The organism is Parabacteroides sp. AF18-52, from assembly GCF_003479145.1.
In the GTDB taxonomy this organism is placed as follows: domain Bacteria; phylum Bacteroidota; class Bacteroidia; order Bacteroidales; family Tannerellaceae; genus Parabacteroides; species Parabacteroides faecis.
The window spans coordinates 114,235-134,755 of the sequence record NZ_QUGR01000013.1; the positions used below are offsets into that span (position 1 = coordinate 114,235).

At 46.4% G+C, this 20,521-nt stretch carries 13 protein-coding genes; 3 read left to right on the top strand and 10 right to left on the bottom strand.

From position 1 onward, the window contains the following. Positions 1-5: 5 nt before the first annotated feature. The 8 genes from dinB to DWX23_RS19045 all read right to left on the bottom strand — a co-directional run bounded on the left by dinB (position 6) and on the right by DWX23_RS19045 (position 11,123). Entirely contained in the window at positions 6-1,097 is a 1,092-nt protein-coding gene (gene dinB, locus DWX23_RS19010; protein WP_370450107.1) for a DNA polymerase IV, read from the bottom strand. Between the two features lie 282 nt (positions 1,098-1,379). Continuing rightward, positions 1,380-2,867 (bottom strand): UxaA family hydrolase, encoded by a 1,488-nt coding sequence (locus DWX23_RS19015; protein WP_122375612.1) that lies wholly within the window; start codon positions 2,865-2,867, stop codon positions 1,380-1,382. After that, a complete protein-coding gene (locus DWX23_RS19020; RefSeq protein ID WP_122375613.1) occupies positions 2,867-4,306 on the bottom strand; it encodes a tagaturonate reductase in 1,440 nt (479 codons plus the stop codon). The genes DWX23_RS19015 and DWX23_RS19020 overlap by 1 nt, the downstream gene beginning before the upstream one ends. Before the next feature lie 6 nt (positions 4,307-4,312). Next, complete coding sequence (locus tag DWX23_RS19025; protein ID WP_122375614.1) at positions 4,313-6,832, bottom strand: GDSL-type esterase/lipase family protein; 2,520 nt, start codon at positions 6,830-6,832, stop codon at positions 4,313-4,315. Between the two features lie 125 nt (positions 6,833-6,957). Beyond that, positions 6,958-7,974, bottom strand: coding sequence for a zinc-binding alcohol dehydrogenase family protein (locus DWX23_RS19030; protein ID WP_122375626.1), 1,017 nt, complete (start codon positions 7,972-7,974; stop codon positions 6,958-6,960). A gap of 23 nt (positions 7,975-7,997) precedes the next feature. Continuing rightward, positions 7,998-9,248, bottom strand: coding sequence for an L-fucose:H+ symporter permease (fucP, locus tag DWX23_RS19035; RefSeq protein ID WP_122356108.1), 1,251 nt, complete (start codon positions 9,246-9,248; stop codon positions 7,998-8,000). A gap of 22 nt (positions 9,249-9,270) precedes the next feature. Continuing rightward, the gene (locus tag DWX23_RS19040; protein WP_122375615.1) at positions 9,271-10,194 is read right to left on the bottom strand and encodes an amidohydrolase; all 924 of its coding nucleotides are present in this window, start codon (positions 10,192-10,194) and stop codon (positions 9,271-9,273) included. Next, a complete protein-coding gene (locus DWX23_RS19045) occupies positions 10,191-11,123 on the bottom strand; it encodes an aldo/keto reductase (protein ID WP_122356112.1) in 933 nt (310 codons plus the stop codon). Before DWX23_RS19045 ends, DWX23_RS19040 begins: the two co-directional genes overlap by 4 nt. 317 nt (positions 11,124-11,440) lie before the next feature. Here DWX23_RS19045 and DWX23_RS19050 point away from each other — a divergent pair, with 317 nt between their 5' ends. Further along, a complete protein-coding gene (locus tag DWX23_RS19050) occupies positions 11,441-12,514 on the top strand; it encodes a LacI family DNA-binding transcriptional regulator (protein WP_370450106.1) in 1,074 nt (357 codons plus the stop codon). Here DWX23_RS19050 and DWX23_RS19055 read toward each other — a convergent pair. Further along, positions 12,500-16,510, bottom strand: a complete 4,011-nt coding sequence (locus DWX23_RS19055) for a hybrid sensor histidine kinase/response regulator transcription factor (RefSeq protein WP_199673335.1) — start codon at positions 16,508-16,510, stop codon at positions 12,500-12,502. The genes DWX23_RS19050 and DWX23_RS19055 overlap by 15 nt on opposite strands. A 247-nt stretch (positions 16,511-16,757) precedes the next feature. Here DWX23_RS19055 and DWX23_RS19060 point away from each other — a divergent pair, with 247 nt between their 5' ends. Then, the gene (locus tag DWX23_RS19060; RefSeq protein WP_199673339.1) at positions 16,758-18,170 is read left to right on the top strand and encodes an MFS transporter; all 1,413 of its coding nucleotides are present in this window, start codon (positions 16,758-16,760) and stop codon (positions 18,168-18,170) included. Positions 18,171-18,245: 75 nt separating this feature from the next. Here DWX23_RS19060 and DWX23_RS19065 read toward each other — a convergent pair whose 3' ends face one another. Continuing rightward, positions 18,246-19,391 carry a DUF6051 family protein gene (locus tag DWX23_RS19065; protein ID WP_122375618.1) on the bottom strand — a complete coding sequence of 382 codons (1,146 nt, stop codon included), beginning with the start codon at positions 19,389-19,391 and terminating at the stop codon, positions 18,246-18,248. A gap of 178 nt (positions 19,392-19,569) precedes the next feature. Here DWX23_RS19065 and DWX23_RS19070 point away from each other — a divergent pair, with 178 nt between their 5' ends. After that, complete coding sequence (locus tag DWX23_RS19070) at positions 19,570-20,412, top strand: LytTR family DNA-binding domain-containing protein (RefSeq protein ID WP_122375627.1); 843 nt, start codon at positions 19,570-19,572, stop codon at positions 20,410-20,412. Positions 20,413-20,521: the final 109 nt, after the last annotated feature.

A 20,521-nucleotide genomic window follows, 5' to 3' on the forward strand; every position in this document is an offset into this window, starting at 1 on the left:
TAACTTTAATACGAAACTTTCCAATCACTAAACTCTAAACTTAATTGTTCCCACCGTTCTTTTTTAACGGTTTCTTCCCGTTCTTCCTGCGGGTTTGAAACAGAAAGGCCGAGTAGCCGGATCGGGTTTGTTTCGTAATCGACTTCTTTCAGCAGTTGCTTGGCAAGGGGGAGGATATCGTTTAAAGTAGTCAGTTCGCGAGATTGGGTAATACTTTTTGTTTTTAGGGTGAAATCGTGGAATTTAATCTTTAATGTCAGTGTGTTCCCTTTGAAACCTGTTCGTTGCAGGCGGCCGATCAGTTCGGTCGCTACATGGTAAAGTTCGATAATGACGGACGACTGGCGGGAAATATCTTTTTCCAGCGTATGTTCGCATCCTACGGATTTACGGATACGTATGGCTTCTACCGGGCGCAGGTCTATTCCACGGGAACATTCATAATACAGGATACCTGCTTTCCCAAATTGACGGGTAAGCATTTCCTGTGAACATTCCCTAAGTTTTTCTCCGTTATGAATACCTAGCGTATGCATCTTTTTGGCAGTGACCGGACCGACTCCCCAGAATGATTCGATCGGTAGCCGGGCGATAAAGTCGAGGGCCTGTGCCGGATGGATCGTACAAAGGCCGTCCGGCTTCCGGTAGTCGGAAGCTATTTTTGCCAGAAATTTATTGTAAGATACGCCTGCTGAAGCAACCAGGTTCAATTCCTGTCGTATCCGTTGTTTGATCTCTTTGGCGATATCGACGGCCAAAGGTATTTGCTTTTTGTTTTCAGTGACATCGAGAAATGCTTCATCCAGCGAGAGGGGTTCGATGATATCCGTATATTCATGGAAGATCTCATGGATTTGATGCGACACTTCTTTGTACACACTCATTCTGCCCGGAACAAAGATAAGGTTCGGACATAACCGTTTGGCTTTTTGTGAAGACATGGCGGAACGGACACCGTATTTACGCGCTTCGTAACTGGCAGCGGCGACCACACCTCGTTCTTCCGAATAGCCGACAGCCAACGCTTTTCCACGCAGTTCCGGATTGTCCCGTTGTTCAACCGATGCATAGAATGCATCCATATCTATATGTATGATTTTACGTTCCGTATAACCTCCTTTTCCTAAACAAAGATACGTAAAAGGGAGGAGATACCGTATAGATTTATCTCTACATATCTTTTGCAACACTAAATAGTAGTCTAAATCCTTCAGACCATTTTTTATGAATCAACCAATCTTGAAAGTTTAAATCGTGATTGTGGTTCTCTAAAACTCGATCCTGCTATATCAAAAGTGTTTCACCTTAATGAAACAACTGTTTCTGCAGTAAGAAACAACTGTTTCATTAGGGAGAAACACTTCTTTGTAACTAGCCGCTTAGAGAGTGACTCCGGATTTGAAGATGGCAATTTCCCGGTATCCTTTCCTTTCGTTGTTTATGGAACGTCCTCCGGCAACTTCCAGTATGAATCGGATAAACTGTCCGCTGAGGGTTTTCATTGATTCGCCTTCCACTAACGTTCCGGCATTAAAGTCAATCCAGCCAGGTTTGTTTTCCGATAGAGTGGTGTTTGTCGATATCTTGACAGTGGGGATAAAGGTACCGAAAGGCGTTCCCCGTCCGGTGGTGAAGAGCACCATGTGGCAACCGGAAGCTGCCAATGCAGTGCTGGCTACCAGGTCGTTGCCCGGGGCGCTTAACAGGTTCAGTCCGCGGGTGGTTAGCCTGTCTCCGTACATGAGGACATCTTTTACTCCGGATTTGCCGGACTTTTGCGTGCATCCTAATGACTTTTCTTCTAGTGTGGAGATCCCTCCGGCTTTATTTCCCGGTGAGGGATTCTCGTAGACCGGCTGCTTGTTCTCCAGAAAATAGGCTTTGAAATCGTTAATCAGACGGACGGTCTTATTGAATAACTCTTCTGTAGCGCAACGGTTCATCAACAACGTTTCCGCACCGAACATCTCCGGGACTTCCGTTAAAACGGTTGTTCCTCCCTGTGCAACCAGGAAGTCGGAGAATACGCCCAGCAACGGATTGGCCGTAATGCCGGAGAAGCCGTCCGAACCACCGCATTTTAGTCCGACGCGCAGTTCGCTCATGGGAATGGCTGTCCGTTTATCGGCTGAGGCGATTGTGTATAATTCCCGCAGGATATTCATTCCTTCTTCGTGTTCATCCTTTACCTTCTGGCAAACCATGAAACGAACGCGTTCGGTATCATATTCTCCCAGAAACTCACGAAAAGCATCCGGCTGGTTGTTTTCACAGCCCAGACCGACGACCAATACAGCACCGGCGTTCGGATGTTTTACCATGTTCCGGAGGATTTTGCGGGTATTCTCATGGTCATCGCCTAGCTGGGAACAGCCGTAATTATGCGGGAAAGCTACGATCGCGTCTACATTTTTTTCCTCTGTTTCTCGTCGGAGAGCTTCTGCCAGCTGGTTAACAATACCGTTTACGCAACCGACTGTCGGGATGATCCATATCTCATTACGTATGCCAGCTTCGCCGTTTTTACGCAGGTAGCCGTTAAAGGTTAAGCCTTTGTCGGGAATATGCAATGTCGTATCCTGCGGTTGCCAGGTATAATCCTGTAACCCGTCCAGATTTGTTTTTATATTCTTCTCGTTTATCCAGGTTCCGGTAGGGATATCAGATCGGGCGTGTCCGATAGGGAAACCATATTTAATAATATGATCGCCGGTTACAAAATCTTTCAAAGCCACTTTGTGTCCTGCCGGGATATCTTCCCGGATAGCGACTGGACGATCGCCTACTGCTATCTGATCTCCGGTCGATAGTGGTTCTATGGCTACGACGACATTATCGGCCGGATTTATTTGGATATACTTTTTCATCAGAGAATATCTTTTACTACTTCTCTCATACCTTTTGCCTGAATCGCATTCAGGTAATGAATAACCCGTTCTGTCAGTCCGGGAATCCGGTTGAGGTCTTCGCCCCAGATTTCTTTTGTTGCCAAAATGTTTTCAGCCACAGTCCGTGTAGAGTTAGTTGCCCAAAGTTCCTTTATCAGACTTATCGTTTTCGGATCATCGTTGGGGACAATCTCAGTTCCATCTGCACGTTTACCGCCTTTATAATAGGTGAGGATCGCCGCCAGTCCCAGTACAAGCCCTTCGGGCAAAACACCTTTGCGTTTCAGATATTCTTTCAGTCCGGGCAGGTCGCGTGTCTGGTATTTCGGAAAAGAGTTCAGCATGATGGAAGTGACCTGGTGGTCGACAAACGGGTTATTGAAGCGGTCCAGTACATCGTTCGCAAACTGTTCCAATTCTGTTTTAGACAGGTTCAGTGTTTCCATCAGTTCCTCAAACATCACTTTCCGTATATATTTTCCGATCACATCATCCTGACAGGCATCCCGTACGATGTCAATTCCGGAAAGGAAAGCGACAGGCGAGAGAACGGTGTGCGGTCCGTTCAGCAAGGTCACTTTTCTTTCGTGATAAGGGGCTTCGGAAGGTACGAACAGCACATTCAATCCGGCCTTGTCTGCAGGAAATTCCTGCGCTATTTCCTGTGGGGCTTCAATCACCCAAAGGTGGAATATTTCGGCTTGTACTACCAGATTGTCGTTATACTGTAATTTTTCTTTGATTGCATCGATCTCTTTTCGCGGGAAACCGGGGACGATACGGTCGACTAAAGTGGCATAAACGCCACAGGCTTCTTCAAACCAATTTCTGAAGTCTTCACCCAATTGCCAGAGGTCGATGTATTGGTAGATTGTCTCTTTTAATTTGTGTCCGTTCAGGAAGATCAGTTCGCAGGGAAAGATGATCAACCCTTTGTTCTTATCTCCGTTGAATGTTTTAAAACGGTGGTAAAGCAATTGTGTCAGTTTACCGGGATAAGAAGAGGCAGGAGCATCATCCGGTTTGCAGGATGGGTCGAAAGCGATGCCCGCTTCCGTTGTATTGGAGATCACGAAACGCATTTCCGGTTGTTCAGCCAGCTGAATGAATGTCTCGAAATCGGTGTAAGGATTCAGTGAACGACTGATCACGTCGATCAGTTCAAGGCTATTGATCGTTTCTCCTTTGTCCAATCCCTGCAGGTTGACATGATACAGGTTATCCTGTTTGTTCAGCATGTCGACCATTCCCTTTTCAATGGGCTGGATAACAACAGCGCTACTGTTGAAATCCGTTTGGGTATTCATGTTCCGGATGATCCAGTCAACGAATGCCCGGAGAAAATTACCCTCTCCAAACTGTATGATACGTTCCGGCCGGGTAGTGACCGGAACGTTCTGCCTGTTTAATTCTTTCATTTTGTTTTATCTGTTTACGACGAAATTCCGTATCTGGCATTCCGTTCCTAAAGAATCGGGATTCTTTTCTTTAGAGATACGAAGTTCCAGTTTATGAGCTGTATCGTCTAATTCTGTTTCCAGCATATATACCCAGGGGATATAAAGATATTTACTCCATTCGGTAAATGTATCGAGTTTTTTGAATGGGGCACCGTCGATGCTGTATTCAAGGATACCTGCTGTCGGACCGGGGGTACAGAAGATACCGATCGCTTTTCCGGTGAAGTCGAGCGTCAGCTTATCACCCGGACGGGTTGCCTCCAGCATGGGGACATCTACGAAACCTCTTCTCTTTTCATACGTATTATCCGCACGCCAGGAAGGAACGTATTTCCAGCCTTTATTCAGTTTGGCCTCTTTCAGGTCGATGAAGTCGCCACCGTAATAACTGTATGCGTCGAGCGGTTGTTCCGGTATTTCATGGGCTACGACCGGCATGTCAGGAGTGATCCCTTTCCACATCGTATCGAACAGGTGGTTGATTGCCGCTGCATAGAATTTATGTCCGAACGGCAGCGGGTGGGTTCCGCCGAACTGTTCCCAGGTAAATTCGCCGTCCTGCATCCGTTCGCCTATTTCCTGAACAAGGTTGACAGACGGGATCAGATAGTGGTTTGCCACCCGTTCGTGATTCAATATTACGTCCGGTTGCTGTTTTTTTGCAACCATCGGGATAAACGGGTCATAGATGAAATGCAACATAACGATATCCATTTCCGGATTGCTTAGTAAAGCATGGCGCACTTCGCCTTCCATTCCGCGTACCTGTTCTAACGGGGTGAAATGGTTTGTATGGTCATTCACGGCCGCTTCAACGAACAGCAGATCGATCTTTCCTTTTGACAGGATATCGTTTTGCAGGCGGAAAGATCCCGGTGTGGTTCCGGTAGAACCGATTCCGGCCTCCACAAACTCGAAGGTCGTATAAGGGAAACGCTGTTGCAGTTGTTTTTCGATCATATTTTTCCAGCCGTTCATCTCCGTGATGGAACCGCCCAGGAATGCAACACGTGCTTTACGTTCTTTCTCAAACTTGACAAACGAGTTCTGCAGGCTGCCGCGCACGTTGTAATGCAGATATTTCTCATATTCCGGCTGATGGCGGAGAATGAAGTCCACGACCGGTTCCGGATTTTCCAGGCTATGTGGGTGATGGTCTACTCCCGGTTTGATGATCACTTCTACCGGACCGCCCAGTGCCAGGTAACGAGAACGTACTATGTCCATATTCTCTTTGAACGGAACTACCTTGTCGGCATCTCCACAAACGCTGATGATTGGAATACCGGCTTTTGCCAACGGTTCCAGGTTGTCGACCGGATTGCCTTTGAATGAATTCATATCTTCGTCTGTCAGGTTCCATTCTTTCAGCAGGTCATTCCATAACTCTGCATTTTTCCTTCCCGGCCAACTGAAAACGTTACAAACCGGAGCATCTATATAAATGCAGGCGATTTTATCCGTATTTTTACTTGCCCAGTTCAATGCATATAAACCGCCACGGCTGAATCCTTCCAGAGTTACCTTCGGAGAAAGTCCGTAATATTCTTTCATATATTGATAAAACTCTGTACCGAGTGCCACTGCACGCGGGTTTCCGTAACAATGTGTCACATCATAATAGGCCACATGAAATCCTTTTTCCAGCAAAGCTTTGTCTACACTGGGAAATGCGTTGAAGAAAGCCGGACGCCATATCCACGGGTTACCTTTGGCAGCCTGTTTAGGCACTACTACGATCGCATCACGTCCTTTAAACCGGAAATCATAGCGGTCGCATCCGTTCCATTCGCTCTTGAGCCCAGGGAAAGCCTGCATCTGATGAGATGTTTCTTTACCCGTGATCGCTTTGTAAACGGTTGCGGCAATTTTATGTGCACCGGTTGGATCGGGATGGACATTATCCGGGAAATGTTCCTGCATGCCATTTAATGCCGTATGCAAATCAATGATCGGTAGTTTATTTCTTTTCGCCACCTGTTCGATCACAGGAATAACACCGGCAGCAATGATACTGTCATTGATACTCGCATTGCTGACATAGGCTTTGGGAGGGTAACAGAGATAGATCTTCGGTTTTGAAGGGATTGCCTTAAACGCATTGATCATTGTCTGGATATCTCCGGGAAGTCCGGCCTTGTATTTCCAGTTGAATGATTTGGAGTCGTTTGTTCCCAGTTTGATCACAACGATGTCGGGATTATAACTGAGGGCGTCTTTGAACATTTGTTCCTTCATGTAAGGATAATCTCCTTTCATTAGCATGGTACGGGCACTGAAACCGAAGTTGCGTACCTCATAGTCTTTCCCGAGCATTTGTCCGAGTACTGACGGATAACTGTCGCGGTCGCGGTTGGCTATCCCGGCTCCGAATGTAATACTGTTTCCTACACATGCCACCCGAATTACTTCAGCGGCTTCCTGCGCCCAGCCGTTCAGGCTGACGATCAGAAATAATACGATTAGATTGATTAGCTTTTTCATTGTAACTTATCTCGATTCTTGATTTATATCTGTCAAATATGGTAAAAGCCTTTACATAACTTTTACAACAAAGTTTTTTTCATATCAAATTGTAATTCCGCGAAGGTAATTATTTTTTTAATATGTCAGAACTTTACAAGAATACGAAATATTTTACCCGGGTCGGCACTCCATTTCTGTATGGCGGCAAAGGCCTCTTCCGGTGTTACTATTTGAGATATCAAATCCTCCCGTGGACAACTGTCTTGCTGAAGATAACGGACTACAGCCCTGAAATCTTCCGGTAGTGCGTTGCGTGAACCCCGGATATCCAATTCTTTCTGTACAAAATATTTAGTCTGAAAGGTTACTTCGCTTTTAGCATAGCCGATACATACTACTCGTCCGGTAAAAGCGACTTCATTTACAGCCATTATATAAGTAGCAGGACTGCCTACAGCTTCGATAACTACATCTGGTCCCAGCCCCTCTGTTATTTCCAGCAAACGTTCATGTATATTTTCTGTCTGTGAATTGATGGTGTAACGGGCACCGATACGTTTGGCCAGTTCCAGCTTCTCGTCGTCCAGGTCCATGGCAATCACTGTCGCTCCCCTTAAAGCAGCACGCACGATCGCCCCGCAACCGATCATGCCACAGCCGATGACCAGCACGGTATCGATGTCGGTGACCTGTCCGCGTGAGACTGCATGAAATCCTACACTCATCGGTTCGATCAGGGCACAGTCGCGAGGTGAAATACCGGGAGCCGGAATGACCTTCTGCCAGGGTAGTGCAAGATATTCTCCCATGGCCCCATTACGTTGTACGCCGAAAGTCTCATTATGCTCGCAGGCATTTACCCGTCCGTTGCGGCAGGCAGCACATTTTCCGCAATTCGTGTAAGGATTGACTGTCACGCTCATGCCCGGTTCGAATCCGCCAGGAACCCCGGGACCTACGCTTTCGATCACTGCTCCGACTTCGTGACCGGGAATGACCGGAAGCTTTACCATCGGGTTACGTCCCAGGAAGGTGTTCAGGTCGGAGCCGCAAAAACCAACAAATTTAATTTTCAGGAGGACTTCACCGCTCTTTGCCTCCGGCTTCGGTATGTCGACTACCTGTAATACTGCGGGAGCGGGAATTTGTATTGCTTTCATATACATTATATATATATTATAAATTAATCGACAACTTTATAGCCTTTCCATCCGTAGTAAGCACAGAAAAGAAAGCAAACCAGCGGAATCAGATAAGCGATATAATAGACTGCTTCGAAATGATGCATCACATAAGCTGTCAACTGCGGCAGACAGGCATTTCCGACAATTGCCATCACCAGGAAAGCCGAACCGCTCTTGGTATTATCGCCCAGCCCTTTCAAAGCCAGTGAGAACTGTGTCGGATACATGATCGACATAAAAAACGATACGGCCAGCATCGCGTATAATCCGACCATGCCGCCACATAAAGCGATCACTCCGCAAAGTACGACATTGAGCAGTGCATAAACCAGTAACATATCCTGTGGCCGGAAGCGGACCATCAACAGGGTGCCGATCCACCGTCCCAGCAGGAAAGCCAGCATATACAGGCCGAAAAAAGTAGTAGCAACCGACTCCGATAATCCCGCATAACTACAGCAGTAAACCAGAAAAAGACTGTTGATCGCTGTCTGTCCTCCGTTATAAAAGAATTGTGCGATTACTCCCCAGCGCAGATGCGAGCGTTTCAATACGCCGAAGTCGATTAGTTTTCCCTCTTTCTCCCCTTGATGCTCCTCATCCTGTATACGGGGGAGTTTCGAGACAATGAAAACAACTGCAATGATCAGTAATAAAAGTGCTAAGATAAGGTAAGGCTGTTTCATCGAGTCCGTCTCAAATTGAATGTAAGCATTCCAGCCGCCGGGATAATCGATAGGAAGGGTTTCGCGGGTGTAATGATTTCCGCTTAAAACCAGTTTGCTGAGGAACATGGCAGAGATAAAGGCTCCTAATCCATTGAACGACTGTGCCAGGTTTAAGCGTCTGGGAGCCGTTTCCGGATTTCCCAGTACCGTTACATATGGGTTGGCTGCCGTTTCCAGAAAACACATACCTGTTGCGATGATGAAGAAGATACTTAGATAGGCCCAGTATTCCTTTAATATGGCGGCCGGGAAGAACAGTAATCCTCCGAAAGCAGCCAGAAGCAGTCCGAAAACGATTCCTGCCTTGTAGCTGTAACGTTTCATGAACATGGCGATCGGGATCGGGAAGATGAAGTAAGCCAGCCAGTAAGCCGTTTCGGTAAATGACGCCTCGAACGGGTTCAGTTCGCAGGTTTTCATCAGCTGCCGGATCATGGTCGGCAGGAGGTTGCTGCTGATCGCCCACAAGAAGAAAAGGCTGAATATCAGAGCCAGAGGCAGTGCGTAATTTCTTTGTTTCATAATATATCGTATTAGGGTGTGTTTATTCGGACATATTTTTGATATAAGGTAATTCGATAAGTTCTCTGAATCCGTAGAAAGAGGCGGCATTTTCTCCCAGGAAGCGGTCTTTCTCCGATTCAGACAGTTCATTGGTTTTCAGGATAAAATCGTACGACATCCTGTAAGTAATAGCCGTGATCGTGCGGGGATAGTCGGATCCCCACATCAGTTTATCCATACCTACCCGATCAGCAGCTTCGCGTATCGCTTTAACGGCGCCGGGGAAAGGATAAAATTCGTCGTTGAACAACCAGGTAATACCGCCGGATTCGATACGGACGTTCGGGTAGCGGGCCAGGCTGATCTGCGCCAACCAGTTCGGCCGGGTAACCATACCGAAATGTCCGATCGCAATTTTTAATCCGGGGCATTCCTGTATCACCTCTTCCAGTTCACCGGTCTGGCTGTCGCCATCAGCCAGGTCGATGGAGAGAATCATATCGTTGTTTTCCATAAAACGAAACATTTCCATCATTTCGTCACTATTCAGGTAGATTCGTCCTTCTTTAAGCAGGAGGCGCTGTGCCGGAATCTTGATTGCCCTGAACCCGCGTGCTGCCAGTTCACGTGCCTGTGCAGCATAGCCGGGGCGACGAAATTCGCAGAGGCCGCAAACAAAGAACCGGTCGGGATACCGATTGGCAACCTCCAGTAAATAATCATTTTGCATGCCGTCGATAAACTCTTGTGTGATAACAGCAGCCGAAACCTGTGCATAGTCCATGTTCGACAGAAATATTTCTGCCGTATTCCTGCCGTCGATGATAAAGGGAGGGATCATCTGCCGTATTTCGCCCATGAAGAGTGAACGTCCGTTGGCAAGTGTCCGTACCGGCATTCCATCGACTACAGTGTCCTGTTGAAGCCAAAGATGCGAATGGGCATCTATAATCTTTCTGTTCATGAGTTACTCCAGCTTATACGTTTCTGGTCGCCGATAATCTCCTGTACTTCGTGAACCAGCTCCCAGTCGATCGGTTCTTCTATATATTGGATATTTTTCCGGACGTTATCCGGGTTTGCCGAACTGAACAGGGTTGTTGCGATTCTCGGATTGCTTACGGAGTATTGCATAGCCAGCTTTTCAATCGGATAACCTTTTGAAGCGCAGTGCTGCACCGCTTTTTGGCAGGCTTTAACCAATGCCGCCGGTGCCGGATGCCAGTCGGGAACACCCCGTTGTGACAATAATCCCATGGAAAGGGGGGAGGCATTGATGATGCCGATCTGTTTCGATTCGAAATAATCGAAATAGTCGGCCAGCTTATCGTCGTTCAGGCAATAGTGGCAGAAATTGAGTATAGTCTCTACCGTTCCTTCCGGCACACGGTCGACTACCCATTGAAGGTTTTCCAGTTGCAGGTCGGTGATACCGACGTGTTTCACTATCCCTTTTTCACGTAGCTCCACCAATGCGGGTAATGTTTCGTTTACCACCTGGTTGAGGTCGGCAAATTCAATGTCGTGAACGTTAATCAGGTCTATGTAGTCCAAGTGCAGGCGTTCCATACTTTCGTAAATGCTTTCGGTGGCCCGCCGGGCAGAATAATCCCAGGTGTTCACACCGTCTTTACCGTAACGCCCTACTTTAGTCGACAGCAGGAAATGGTCGCGCGGAATATCTTTCAACGCTTTTCCTAATACTGTCTCCGCCTTGTAATGCCCATAATAAGGAGAAACGTCGATAAAGTTCATCCCGTTTTCAATGGCAGTGAATACAGCTTTGATACTTTCCGCTTCACGGGTTTCGTGAAATACGCTTCCCAGGGAGGATGCTCCAAAACTTAGTACGGGAACTTTCATCCCGGTTTTTCCGCAATATGAGTACTTCATGGTTTAAATAGATTGAGTTTGCAATAGTCCAAAAGTATAGCTTTTATGTATTGATTATAACCGTTTTGTACATAAAAATCTACGCAAAGGTTTGCGTGGCAGGTCCTGTCGGATCGTTATTATCCCGCTATGAGTATTGCATATCACAGTTGCGTTTCTTTTGTTTCACTATTGGATTCCTTTTGTTTCACAGATGGATTTCTTTTGTATCACAGCTGTGATACGAATAAAGAATCGGGTATAAACGGCTCGATGTCGGCATACGATAGCATCTATCTCGGAGGTAATCGCTTGTATCTGCCGGAAAAAATATATATTTGTCGGACCTAATCGGATTTGTGATGCCTAAGAAAAGACACATATCATTGAAAGACCTGGCGAAAGAACTGGGTGTTTCCGTTTCTACCGTATCCCGTGCGTTGAACGACAGTTACGAGATCGGTCCCGAGATGAGGGAACGTGTGAAGGCGCTTGCCGAAGAATGGAATTATCGTCCGAACCCGTTTGCCCTTAGCCTGCTGAAAAATACGCCGCGTATTATCGGCATTATCGTGCCTGATATTGTCACTCATTTCTATTCATCGATCATCAGCGGCATCAATGACGTGGCGCGTAAGAACGAGTATTCCGTCATTATTACTTCCTCCTATGAACAATACGAACAGGAAGTGCATTGTGTGGAGGACCTGGTGAATATGCGGGTGGAGGGGATATTGGCCTGTCTATCTCAGGAAACGACCGATTACGCTCATTTCCTTTCTTTGGAGGATATGGATATCCCGCTGGTCTTTTTTGACCGTGTCTGCCTGACGAATACGATCCCTTCGGTTGTTGCCGATAATAAGGAGTCGGCGCGGGTGGCTACCTGCCACCTGTTGGAGTCGGGTTCGAAACGGGTGGCTTTCCTGGGTGGTTCCGATCATTTGGCGATCGTCCAACAACGCCGTGACGGATATGTAGAAGCTTTGAAAGAATATGGTTTACCGGTGGAGGATGACCTGATTGTCTGTAAAAAGATGACTTATGAGGAAGGACGGGAAGGATGTAACCGGTTACTCTCGTTACCGGAACCGCCGGATGCTATTCTGGCAATGAATGACACACTGGCTTTTGCTGCCATGAAAGAGATCAAAAAACACCAGCTCTGTATCCCTGCCGATATTGCCCTGATCGGATACACCGACGAGCTTCACTCCAACTATGTGGAACCGGCCCTGACAGCCGTTACCCATCAGACCTATAAGATGGGGGAGGAATGCTGTAACCTGCTTCTCAAACAGATCAAAAAACGGGAGAAGCCCCGGCAGATTGTCGTTCCTACCCATTTATCAGTACGGGAAACTTCCCGGAAGAATATGAACACAGTCGGTATTCCCTCATCCCTCGTTTGAAGCGCCTTGGTTCTGCTTCTCAAAGTCTTTCGGTGTCATCCCGAACTGCTTCAGGAATATCTTACTGAAATAGGAAGGAGAGTTGATGCCGACCAGATAACAAATTTCCCCGATCCGGTGCTTGCCGTCGAGTATCAGTTCTGCCGCTTTCTTCAGGCGGATGAGGCGGATAAAGTCGTTGGGTGACAGTCCGGACAGAACCTTTATCTTACGCAACAGGCTGGAACGGCTCAGGAATAATATTTCTGCCAGTTTCTCTACGCCGAAGTTCTCATCCGTGATATTTTCGTGAATAATAGCGATAATCCGGTCCATAAATTCTTTATCGGCCTTGTTCATCTGCATATTATTGACCGGGAAGAACGGACGTTTGGAGAAAGCCTCGCGTTCTTTTTGACGGTTGTTCAGGAGGGAGAATATCTGTGTCGCCAGGTAATTGAATGAGAATGGTTTCTCTACATAGGCTTCTGCACCCAGGCGCAGGCCGGTGATCTTGCTGTCGAGGTCATTCTTGGCTGTCAGGAATATGACCGGGATATGGCTGAGTTCGATGTCCGCTTTCATCTCTTTGCACAGTTCGAGACCGTTCATGACGGGCATCATAATGTCGCTGACGACAATATCTATATGATGTTCGCGCAAGATTTCAAGTGCCGCTTTTCCGTCCGGAGCAGTTTCCGTGATGAACAGTTCCTGTAACTTTTCGGAAAGGAACGAACGCATGGTTTCGTTGTCTTCTACGAGCAGGAGCGTATAGTTCCGGCCTTCGGCATTGACAGTGGTACCTTCTTCAGGGAAAATAAATTCTTCCTGAATAACGGCACTTTCCTGTTGCCGGACTTTTTCCTGGACAAGAGGCAGTGTCAGTACAAATGAATTACCGTTAACTTCGGTGTCGAGCCAGAGCTTTCCGGAGTGGAGCATTGCGAGCGAGCGGGCTAACGGCAGACCGATACCGGCACCGGTCGATGCTCCCTCTTTCTTATTGATCTGATAGAAAGGTTCGAATATCTGCTGGCTGAGTTCGGCCGGTATCCGGTTCCCGTCGCTGGTGACACGGATACTGAAGGTCGTTTCTTCCTGCCGCAGTTCGATCCGGATCGTATGGGCTGAATATTTCAGGGCATTGTTCAGCAGGTTACTCAATATCTTGGTGACGGCTTCCTGGTCGATGGCTGCCGTGATTTCTTCTTCGGGAATATCGACGGATAATTCCTTATCCTGTTGTAGGATGGTTGGCTCGAAGCGTAAGATCGTATCTTTCAGCAACGTCGTGACGTTCACCCAGGCAAAATCCATTTTGAACTTATTGGCGCCGACTTTCCGGAAGTCCAGCAACTGCCCGGTCAGTTCGAGCAGGCGTTTGGTGTTCTGGGCAATTACGGTTAGGTTACGTGTGATCTTGCTGTCCTGGATATTCATATCGAGGATTGTCTCCAGCGGTCCGTTGATCAGTGTCAAAGGGGTACGTACCTCATGGGCGATTTCGGTAAAAAACTCCACTTTGGCTTCGTAGAGTTCCTTTTCTTTGGCTATTTCGAAAAGTTTCTGCTTTTCTTCCATCTGCCGTTCCTTACGCCGTTTGTACCAACGGAACCATCCGTATACCAGGCATAGTACCAGTATCGTATAGACAAAATAGGCCCAAGTCGATAACCACCAGGGGGGCAGGATGGTGATGCGGAGCGATGTGGCCGATTGACTGTCCGCCCCTTCATCCTGCGTCGCTTTGACATGGAAGATATAATTGCCCGGAGGAAGTTTGGCATAGGATATATTCTGATTGCTGTTCGACTTTACCCAATTATGGTCCAGCGGTTCCATCTTATAGAAGCATTCCTCGCTGCGTGCCGACGAATAGGATGGTATAGCCACGTCGAAACTGATGTTCGACTGGTCGTAGGGCAATACGATCCGGTTCGTATGCAGGATACTTTTACTCAACGGCGAGCGAGGGGTATGCACTGTTACTTCCTTATTATATATGCTGAATTTAGTAATATAAACCGGCGATATGAAATCGCTCTGCTGGTCATCGTCCGGATTGAAGGCGATCAGCCCGTCGATCGTCCCGAAGTAGAATTTCCCGTTGCTAGCCTTCACTCCCGAATTGTAGTTGAACTGGTTGCCGATCAGTCCGTCCTGTACGGTAAATACACGGATATCACCGGTCTCCGGTTTAAATTTCACCAGCCCCTGGTTGGTACCGAACCAGAAATTGTGATTTTTATCTTCCAGTATCTTATAAGCTACATCATCGGGTAATCCCTGTTCTTTGGAGAAGGTGGTGAAATTATCGTCGGCTTCATTATACCGGCAGATGCCACCCCGGTCGGTAGAGAACCATATCTGCCCTTTGCTGTCCTCCATAACGGAACTGACGGAATTTGAACTCAGGCTGTTTGCATCTTTCGAGTCGTTAAAGTATTTCTTGAACGAGTTGTCTTCCGGTGTGTATTTCCATACGCCGCTTCCCATGGAAGCAAGCCATATCCGTCCTTTCTTATCTTCCTTCATACATACGATCCAGTCGAGCCCTATTTCCGGTATCCGGGTAAAAACCGAAGAACCGGCCTCTGCTCTGGATAGTCCCCATGCATTCCCGACCCAAAGGCGCCCCTTGCTGTCGATCAGCTGGGAATAGACGCTTTCTTCATCGAGATTTAATTGCTGGTGGGTGTAGTGTTTGATCGAATGGTCGGATATGTTAATAATGTCCAGCCCGTATTTGAATAAGCCGCAGTATACTTTCCCGTCGTGGATGCTCAGGGATTGAGTCATGAGATGGTTCTTCCTGTCGGAAGCCGGATAGTCGATCTGCGTTACTTCGCCGGTTGCCGGATTCAGAATATTGATGCCGTTATCTTCCGTCCCGATCCATATATTACCGTCGGGAGCTTCCGCAATCTCACGGATACGCCGCGTATTGAGCGATTTTTCCGAGCTGGAAGGTACATATTTCTCAAACAACAGTTTATGATTCGGCAGGTAGTTGACACCCCCGAACTTAGTACCGAGCCAAATCCCGCCTTCCCTGTCTTTATGAATGCAGAAAATGATATTATCAGAGAGGCTGTATGAGTGCATCAGGTCTTCTTTCAGATGGATCACCTCTTTGTTCTCTTCATCGACAATGAACAGGCCGGCATGTGAGCAGACCCAAAGTCTTTTCTTATCAAAACAAACTACATCACGTAATATCGTATGATGCACGCCCGGTGCTTTCACTGTTTGCAGGACGTTGGTAGCCGGATTGTACTTTTTCAGTTCGCCGTCATGGACTGCCAGGACGATCCAGTCACCATATTCGCACATGGCGAAGATATGTTCTCCCATCAGGGTATTACCCTCTTTGTCGGTATGGTATTGGGTGAATGAATCCGTTTTCGGGTCGTAACGGAAGATGCCGACTCCTGTTGTCCCGATCCACACTTCTCCGTTTTCTCTTACACAAATGGCTCCGGGGCTTTCCCGCTTGATATTGTCTTTATTGGTGATGGCATAATAATATAATTTCTCGTCTTTATAACGGAATGCACCCTGGTCAGGGATCAGTATCCAGATATTCCCTTCGTGGTCGGAAGTGATTTTAGCTACCCAGTTGAACATTTTCTCTCCATTCTCTGCTTCCATGTCAATGAAAGAGAATATGTCATGGACCGGATCATAGATATATACGCCCCGGTCGGTGCCCACCCATAACTTCTTATTTTCATCTTCGAAAAGGGCGGATATATTGTGATTGCTTGTCCCTGCAATATAATCGTCGCAATTGATCGTACGGATAGAGGTTCCGTCATAGCGGTTCAGTCCGTTCTTCGTACCGAACCACATAAAACCGTAACTGTCTTGCAATATTACTTTTACCTGACTTTCTGATAAACCGTCTTCACTTGAAATATGTGAAAAGTAATAATTGAATGGCTTTCTGTTTGCGGCATATAGCCCGGACAGACAGAAAATCATTAGCAGAAGGTATAGAATAGATTTTCTCATAAAGACAGCCTGTAATGTGTTGTGTGTTTTCTTCATACAAAGATGATGAAAAAAAACATAGTACCCAACTCTCTATGAAATCATTTCCTGATTATATTCTCGTATTACTGTATGTTTCCAATTAAATGTAAATAATCGTGTATTCGCACACACAATATGCTTTGTAATTAAAAAAAATGATATATATTTGCCGCAAATCATGAAAAACCAGTAAGAAATGAGCACATTAGGCAATGTTGGTCAGAAAATGACCCAGTACAGATGGACGATCTGTGCGATGTTGTTCTTTGCGACAACAGTAAATTATCTCGACCGTCAGGTCTTATCACTAACCTGGGATGAATTTATCAAACCCGAATTTCATTGGAACGAATCTCACTACGGTACGATCACATCTGTATTTTCTATTGTATACGCTATTTGTATGCTTTTTGCCGGTCGCTTTATCGACTGGATGGGTACAAAAAAAGGATACCTCTGGTCGATCGGTGTCTGGTCGGTGGGTGCCTGCATGCACGCGTTATGTGGTGTTGTAACGGAACATTATGTAGGAATGAACAGTGCGGCCGAGCTGATCGGCGCAACGGGTGATGTAGTTGTTGTACTGGCGACTGTCAGTATGTATTGCTTCCTGGTTGCCCGCTGTGTGCTGGCCTTGGGTGAAGCCGGAAACTTCCCGGCAGCAATTAAGGTAACAGCCGAATATTTCCCGAAGAAAGACCGTGCTTACGCGACCTCTATATTCAACGCCGGTGCTTCTATCGGTGCCTTGATCGCTCCGCTCAGTATTCCGCCGTTGGCTAAATGGCTGGGATGGGAAATGGCTTTTATCGTGATCGGTGCGCTTGGTTTTATCTGGATGGGAATGTGGGTGTTCATGTACACCACTCCCGAAAAGAGTAAACATGTGAATGCAGCCGAATTGGCTTATATCGAACAGGATAAGGATGAAGACGGCGGAATTGCAAAAACAGAAGAAGAGGAGAAAAAGATCGGTTTCTGGCAATGTTTCAGTTATAAGCAGACCTGGTCGTTCATTGTCGGTAAATTCATGACGGATGGTGTATGGTGGTTCTTCCTGTTCTGGACTCCTTCTTATCTGAATACACAATTCGGGATCAAGACTTCCGATCCGTTGGGAATGGCATTGATCTTTACGTTATATGCGATTACGATGCTCTCTATTTACGGGGGTAAACTTCCGACTATATTTATCAACCGTACAGGTATGAATCCGTATGCTGCCCGTATGAAAGCGATGCTGATCTTTGCTTTCTTCCCGTTGGTCGTATTGTTGGCGCAGCCGTTAGGTACTATTTCTCCCTGGTTCCCGGTAATTTTGATCGGTATCGGCGGTGCGGCTCACCAGTCCTGGTCTGCCAATATTTTCTCTACGGTAGGCGATATGTTCCCGAAATCTGCTATTGCCAGTATTACCGGTATCGGTGGTATGGCAGGCGGTGTAGGTTCGATGATCCTGCAGAAAGTGGCAGGTAACCTGTTTGTCTATGCTGATGAAACTCACATGACGTTTATGGGATTTGAAGGAAAACCAGCCGGATATTTTATTATTTTCTGCGTATGTTCTGTTGCTTATCTGATCGGATGGGTGGCTATGAAGACGTTGGTTCCGAAATATAAGGTGATTACGTTGGAGTAATTAAAGATAAAATAAGTATTAAAAATAATAGCGAACGTAGATGATACAAGTCTGCGTTCGCTTTTTGTTTTTAGCTTATAAGAATGCTGCCGCCTTACTGAATATATTGTTGAACTCCCGGTTTACGAGTGTCTGGTCGATCTTTGCCCGGAAAGGGAACGGTATCTGATGCGAATAAGAGAAAGGAAAATCCAGTTCTTCCAGTATTTTGTCGGATGCTTTACCCAATGCCTTGATCACTCCGTTTGTAGGCATGACGACATCTTTCTTCAATGAGATCGCTTTGATCCGGTTACACGCTTTCTGGAAAAAGGATTCGCGGTATTCCTGCAGAACATCCGGACGTATCATAGCCTTGAATGCCTGTTCGAGAAAATCATTCCTGAACGAAGTCGGTAAAGAACGGTTTTCCAGAAAGTCGTGACGATAAAAGCGTTGCAGGCTGTCGAATGCATCCTTGTCCATAATATCGCGTGCGTTACCATCCATCTCGCTGAAAATGGAACCTCCGCAGAACATGAACAGGCGGGTATCGTTGAACATTTTCTCCGGATTACTCAGTAATAATACCTGCGACAGCAATGCGCCGATGGAATAGGCAAACAGATTGATGGAGGTGTCTTCTTTGAATAGAGGATGTCTTCCGCTCTTGATCTCATAGACCAGTTGCCAGAGGTTATACACCGATTCGCGCCCTGAAGCATAGAAACGCAGCGGATTTATCGACAGTCTGCTACTCAACGTAATATTGGCGAAAGTGGAATTGACCAGGTTGTCTATTTCCTGTTTCCGTTTACCGACCCAGGGTAACACGGTTCGCGGATTGCACCAGCTGCCCGGTGTCCGGTTCATGTGGAAAGCGATCGGGAAAAGTATGACCGGCTTTCCGGTCGACTCGGTCAGATATTCGGCCCAGGTCAGGTATTTTTCCCAGGTTCGTTCGTTCAGTCCATGTAGGAGGATAATGGCTTTGTCGCGCTTCTCTTTTCCGGAAGGAGCGAATACGGTATAATTGAATATTTTATTTTCCTGGATATGGTCGTCGGTGACGGAACAGAATTCTGTCGTGGCGAGCTCTTTCTGGAATTCGTTAATTTCGCTGGCACCTATTGTCTGCGTAAAACGAAAGGGAGTTATTTCCAGGCGGCTCTCTTCCAGGCGTGCCTTTTTATCATACGAGAAAAGGCTGTTCAGCTGTTGTGTGCGAAGTGAGATATCCATAACAATCGATTTTTGATGCAAACAAACACTATTAAAACAATCCTTGCAAATAAATGGTTCCGGCGAACTGCGGCAGGGGCATAAACCCGAATAGTGGGGTGAAATTTTTATATGCGGGGTGAATGTTTCGGGATTTACTATTACATTTGTTACCAAATAAGAGGCAAAAGATATGGGAATGCTCGGTCATAAAATACCCGCTTATATTTATGGGAAGTCGAACATCGTTCGCCTGGTTCTGCTGACAGCACTTTTCGCTTTGGTGTTTATCAATATTTATAAGCCGTTCAGCTCATCCAATTGGTATCCGGTTTCGGAATTTAAGTTTTTTGTGTTCTCCAGCCTGATAATCCTTACTGGCGTATTGGTAGTGGTGATCAGCCGGATCGTTATGTATTATTGGGGTAGGAAGCATGATATATCGGTCGGAGGATATTCGTTATGGATTATTCTGGAGATATTTTTTATGTCTCTGTTTTATACGATCTATACATTGGTGTTAAATCCGGAACGTGAATATTTAAGTGTATTCAAAGAATCGGCGATCAATACAAGTCTGGTTCTATTATTACCTTATTCGGCTTTGCATCTTTATTTTTCTTATCAGGAGAAAGAGCGGCAATTGAGGTTGTTGGAGGAGGACAGGGCAGAAGTTGCGAACAAATTGTCTGTCTTCTCTTTTTATGATGAGAAACATGAGTTGCGTTTATCAGTGAAGCGGACGAATCTTTTATATATAGAATCTGCAGATAATTATGTCTGTATCTGGTATCTGAATAAAGGTGTGTTGACGAAGTTCATGCTTCGCAATTCGTTGAAGGCGATCGAAGAGAGTCTGGCAGAAACGAATGTCTTGCGTTGTCATCGTTCTTACATGGTCAATTTCGACCAGGTAAAAGTGATCCGTCGTGAAAAAGACGGCGTTTATCTTGAATTGGGTGTGGAAATGGTCCCGGATATCCCGATCTCGAAGACATATAGCGAGAAAGTTACGCATTGGTTTATGACCTATTCCTCATGATCCTATTTTGTGCGAATAAGAACGTTGTTCGTGCGGAACCACACAGTTTTAATAGAAGAGTGATATCTGTAATATTCAGTTATTCAGATTGTTATGTCGGTGGCATAAC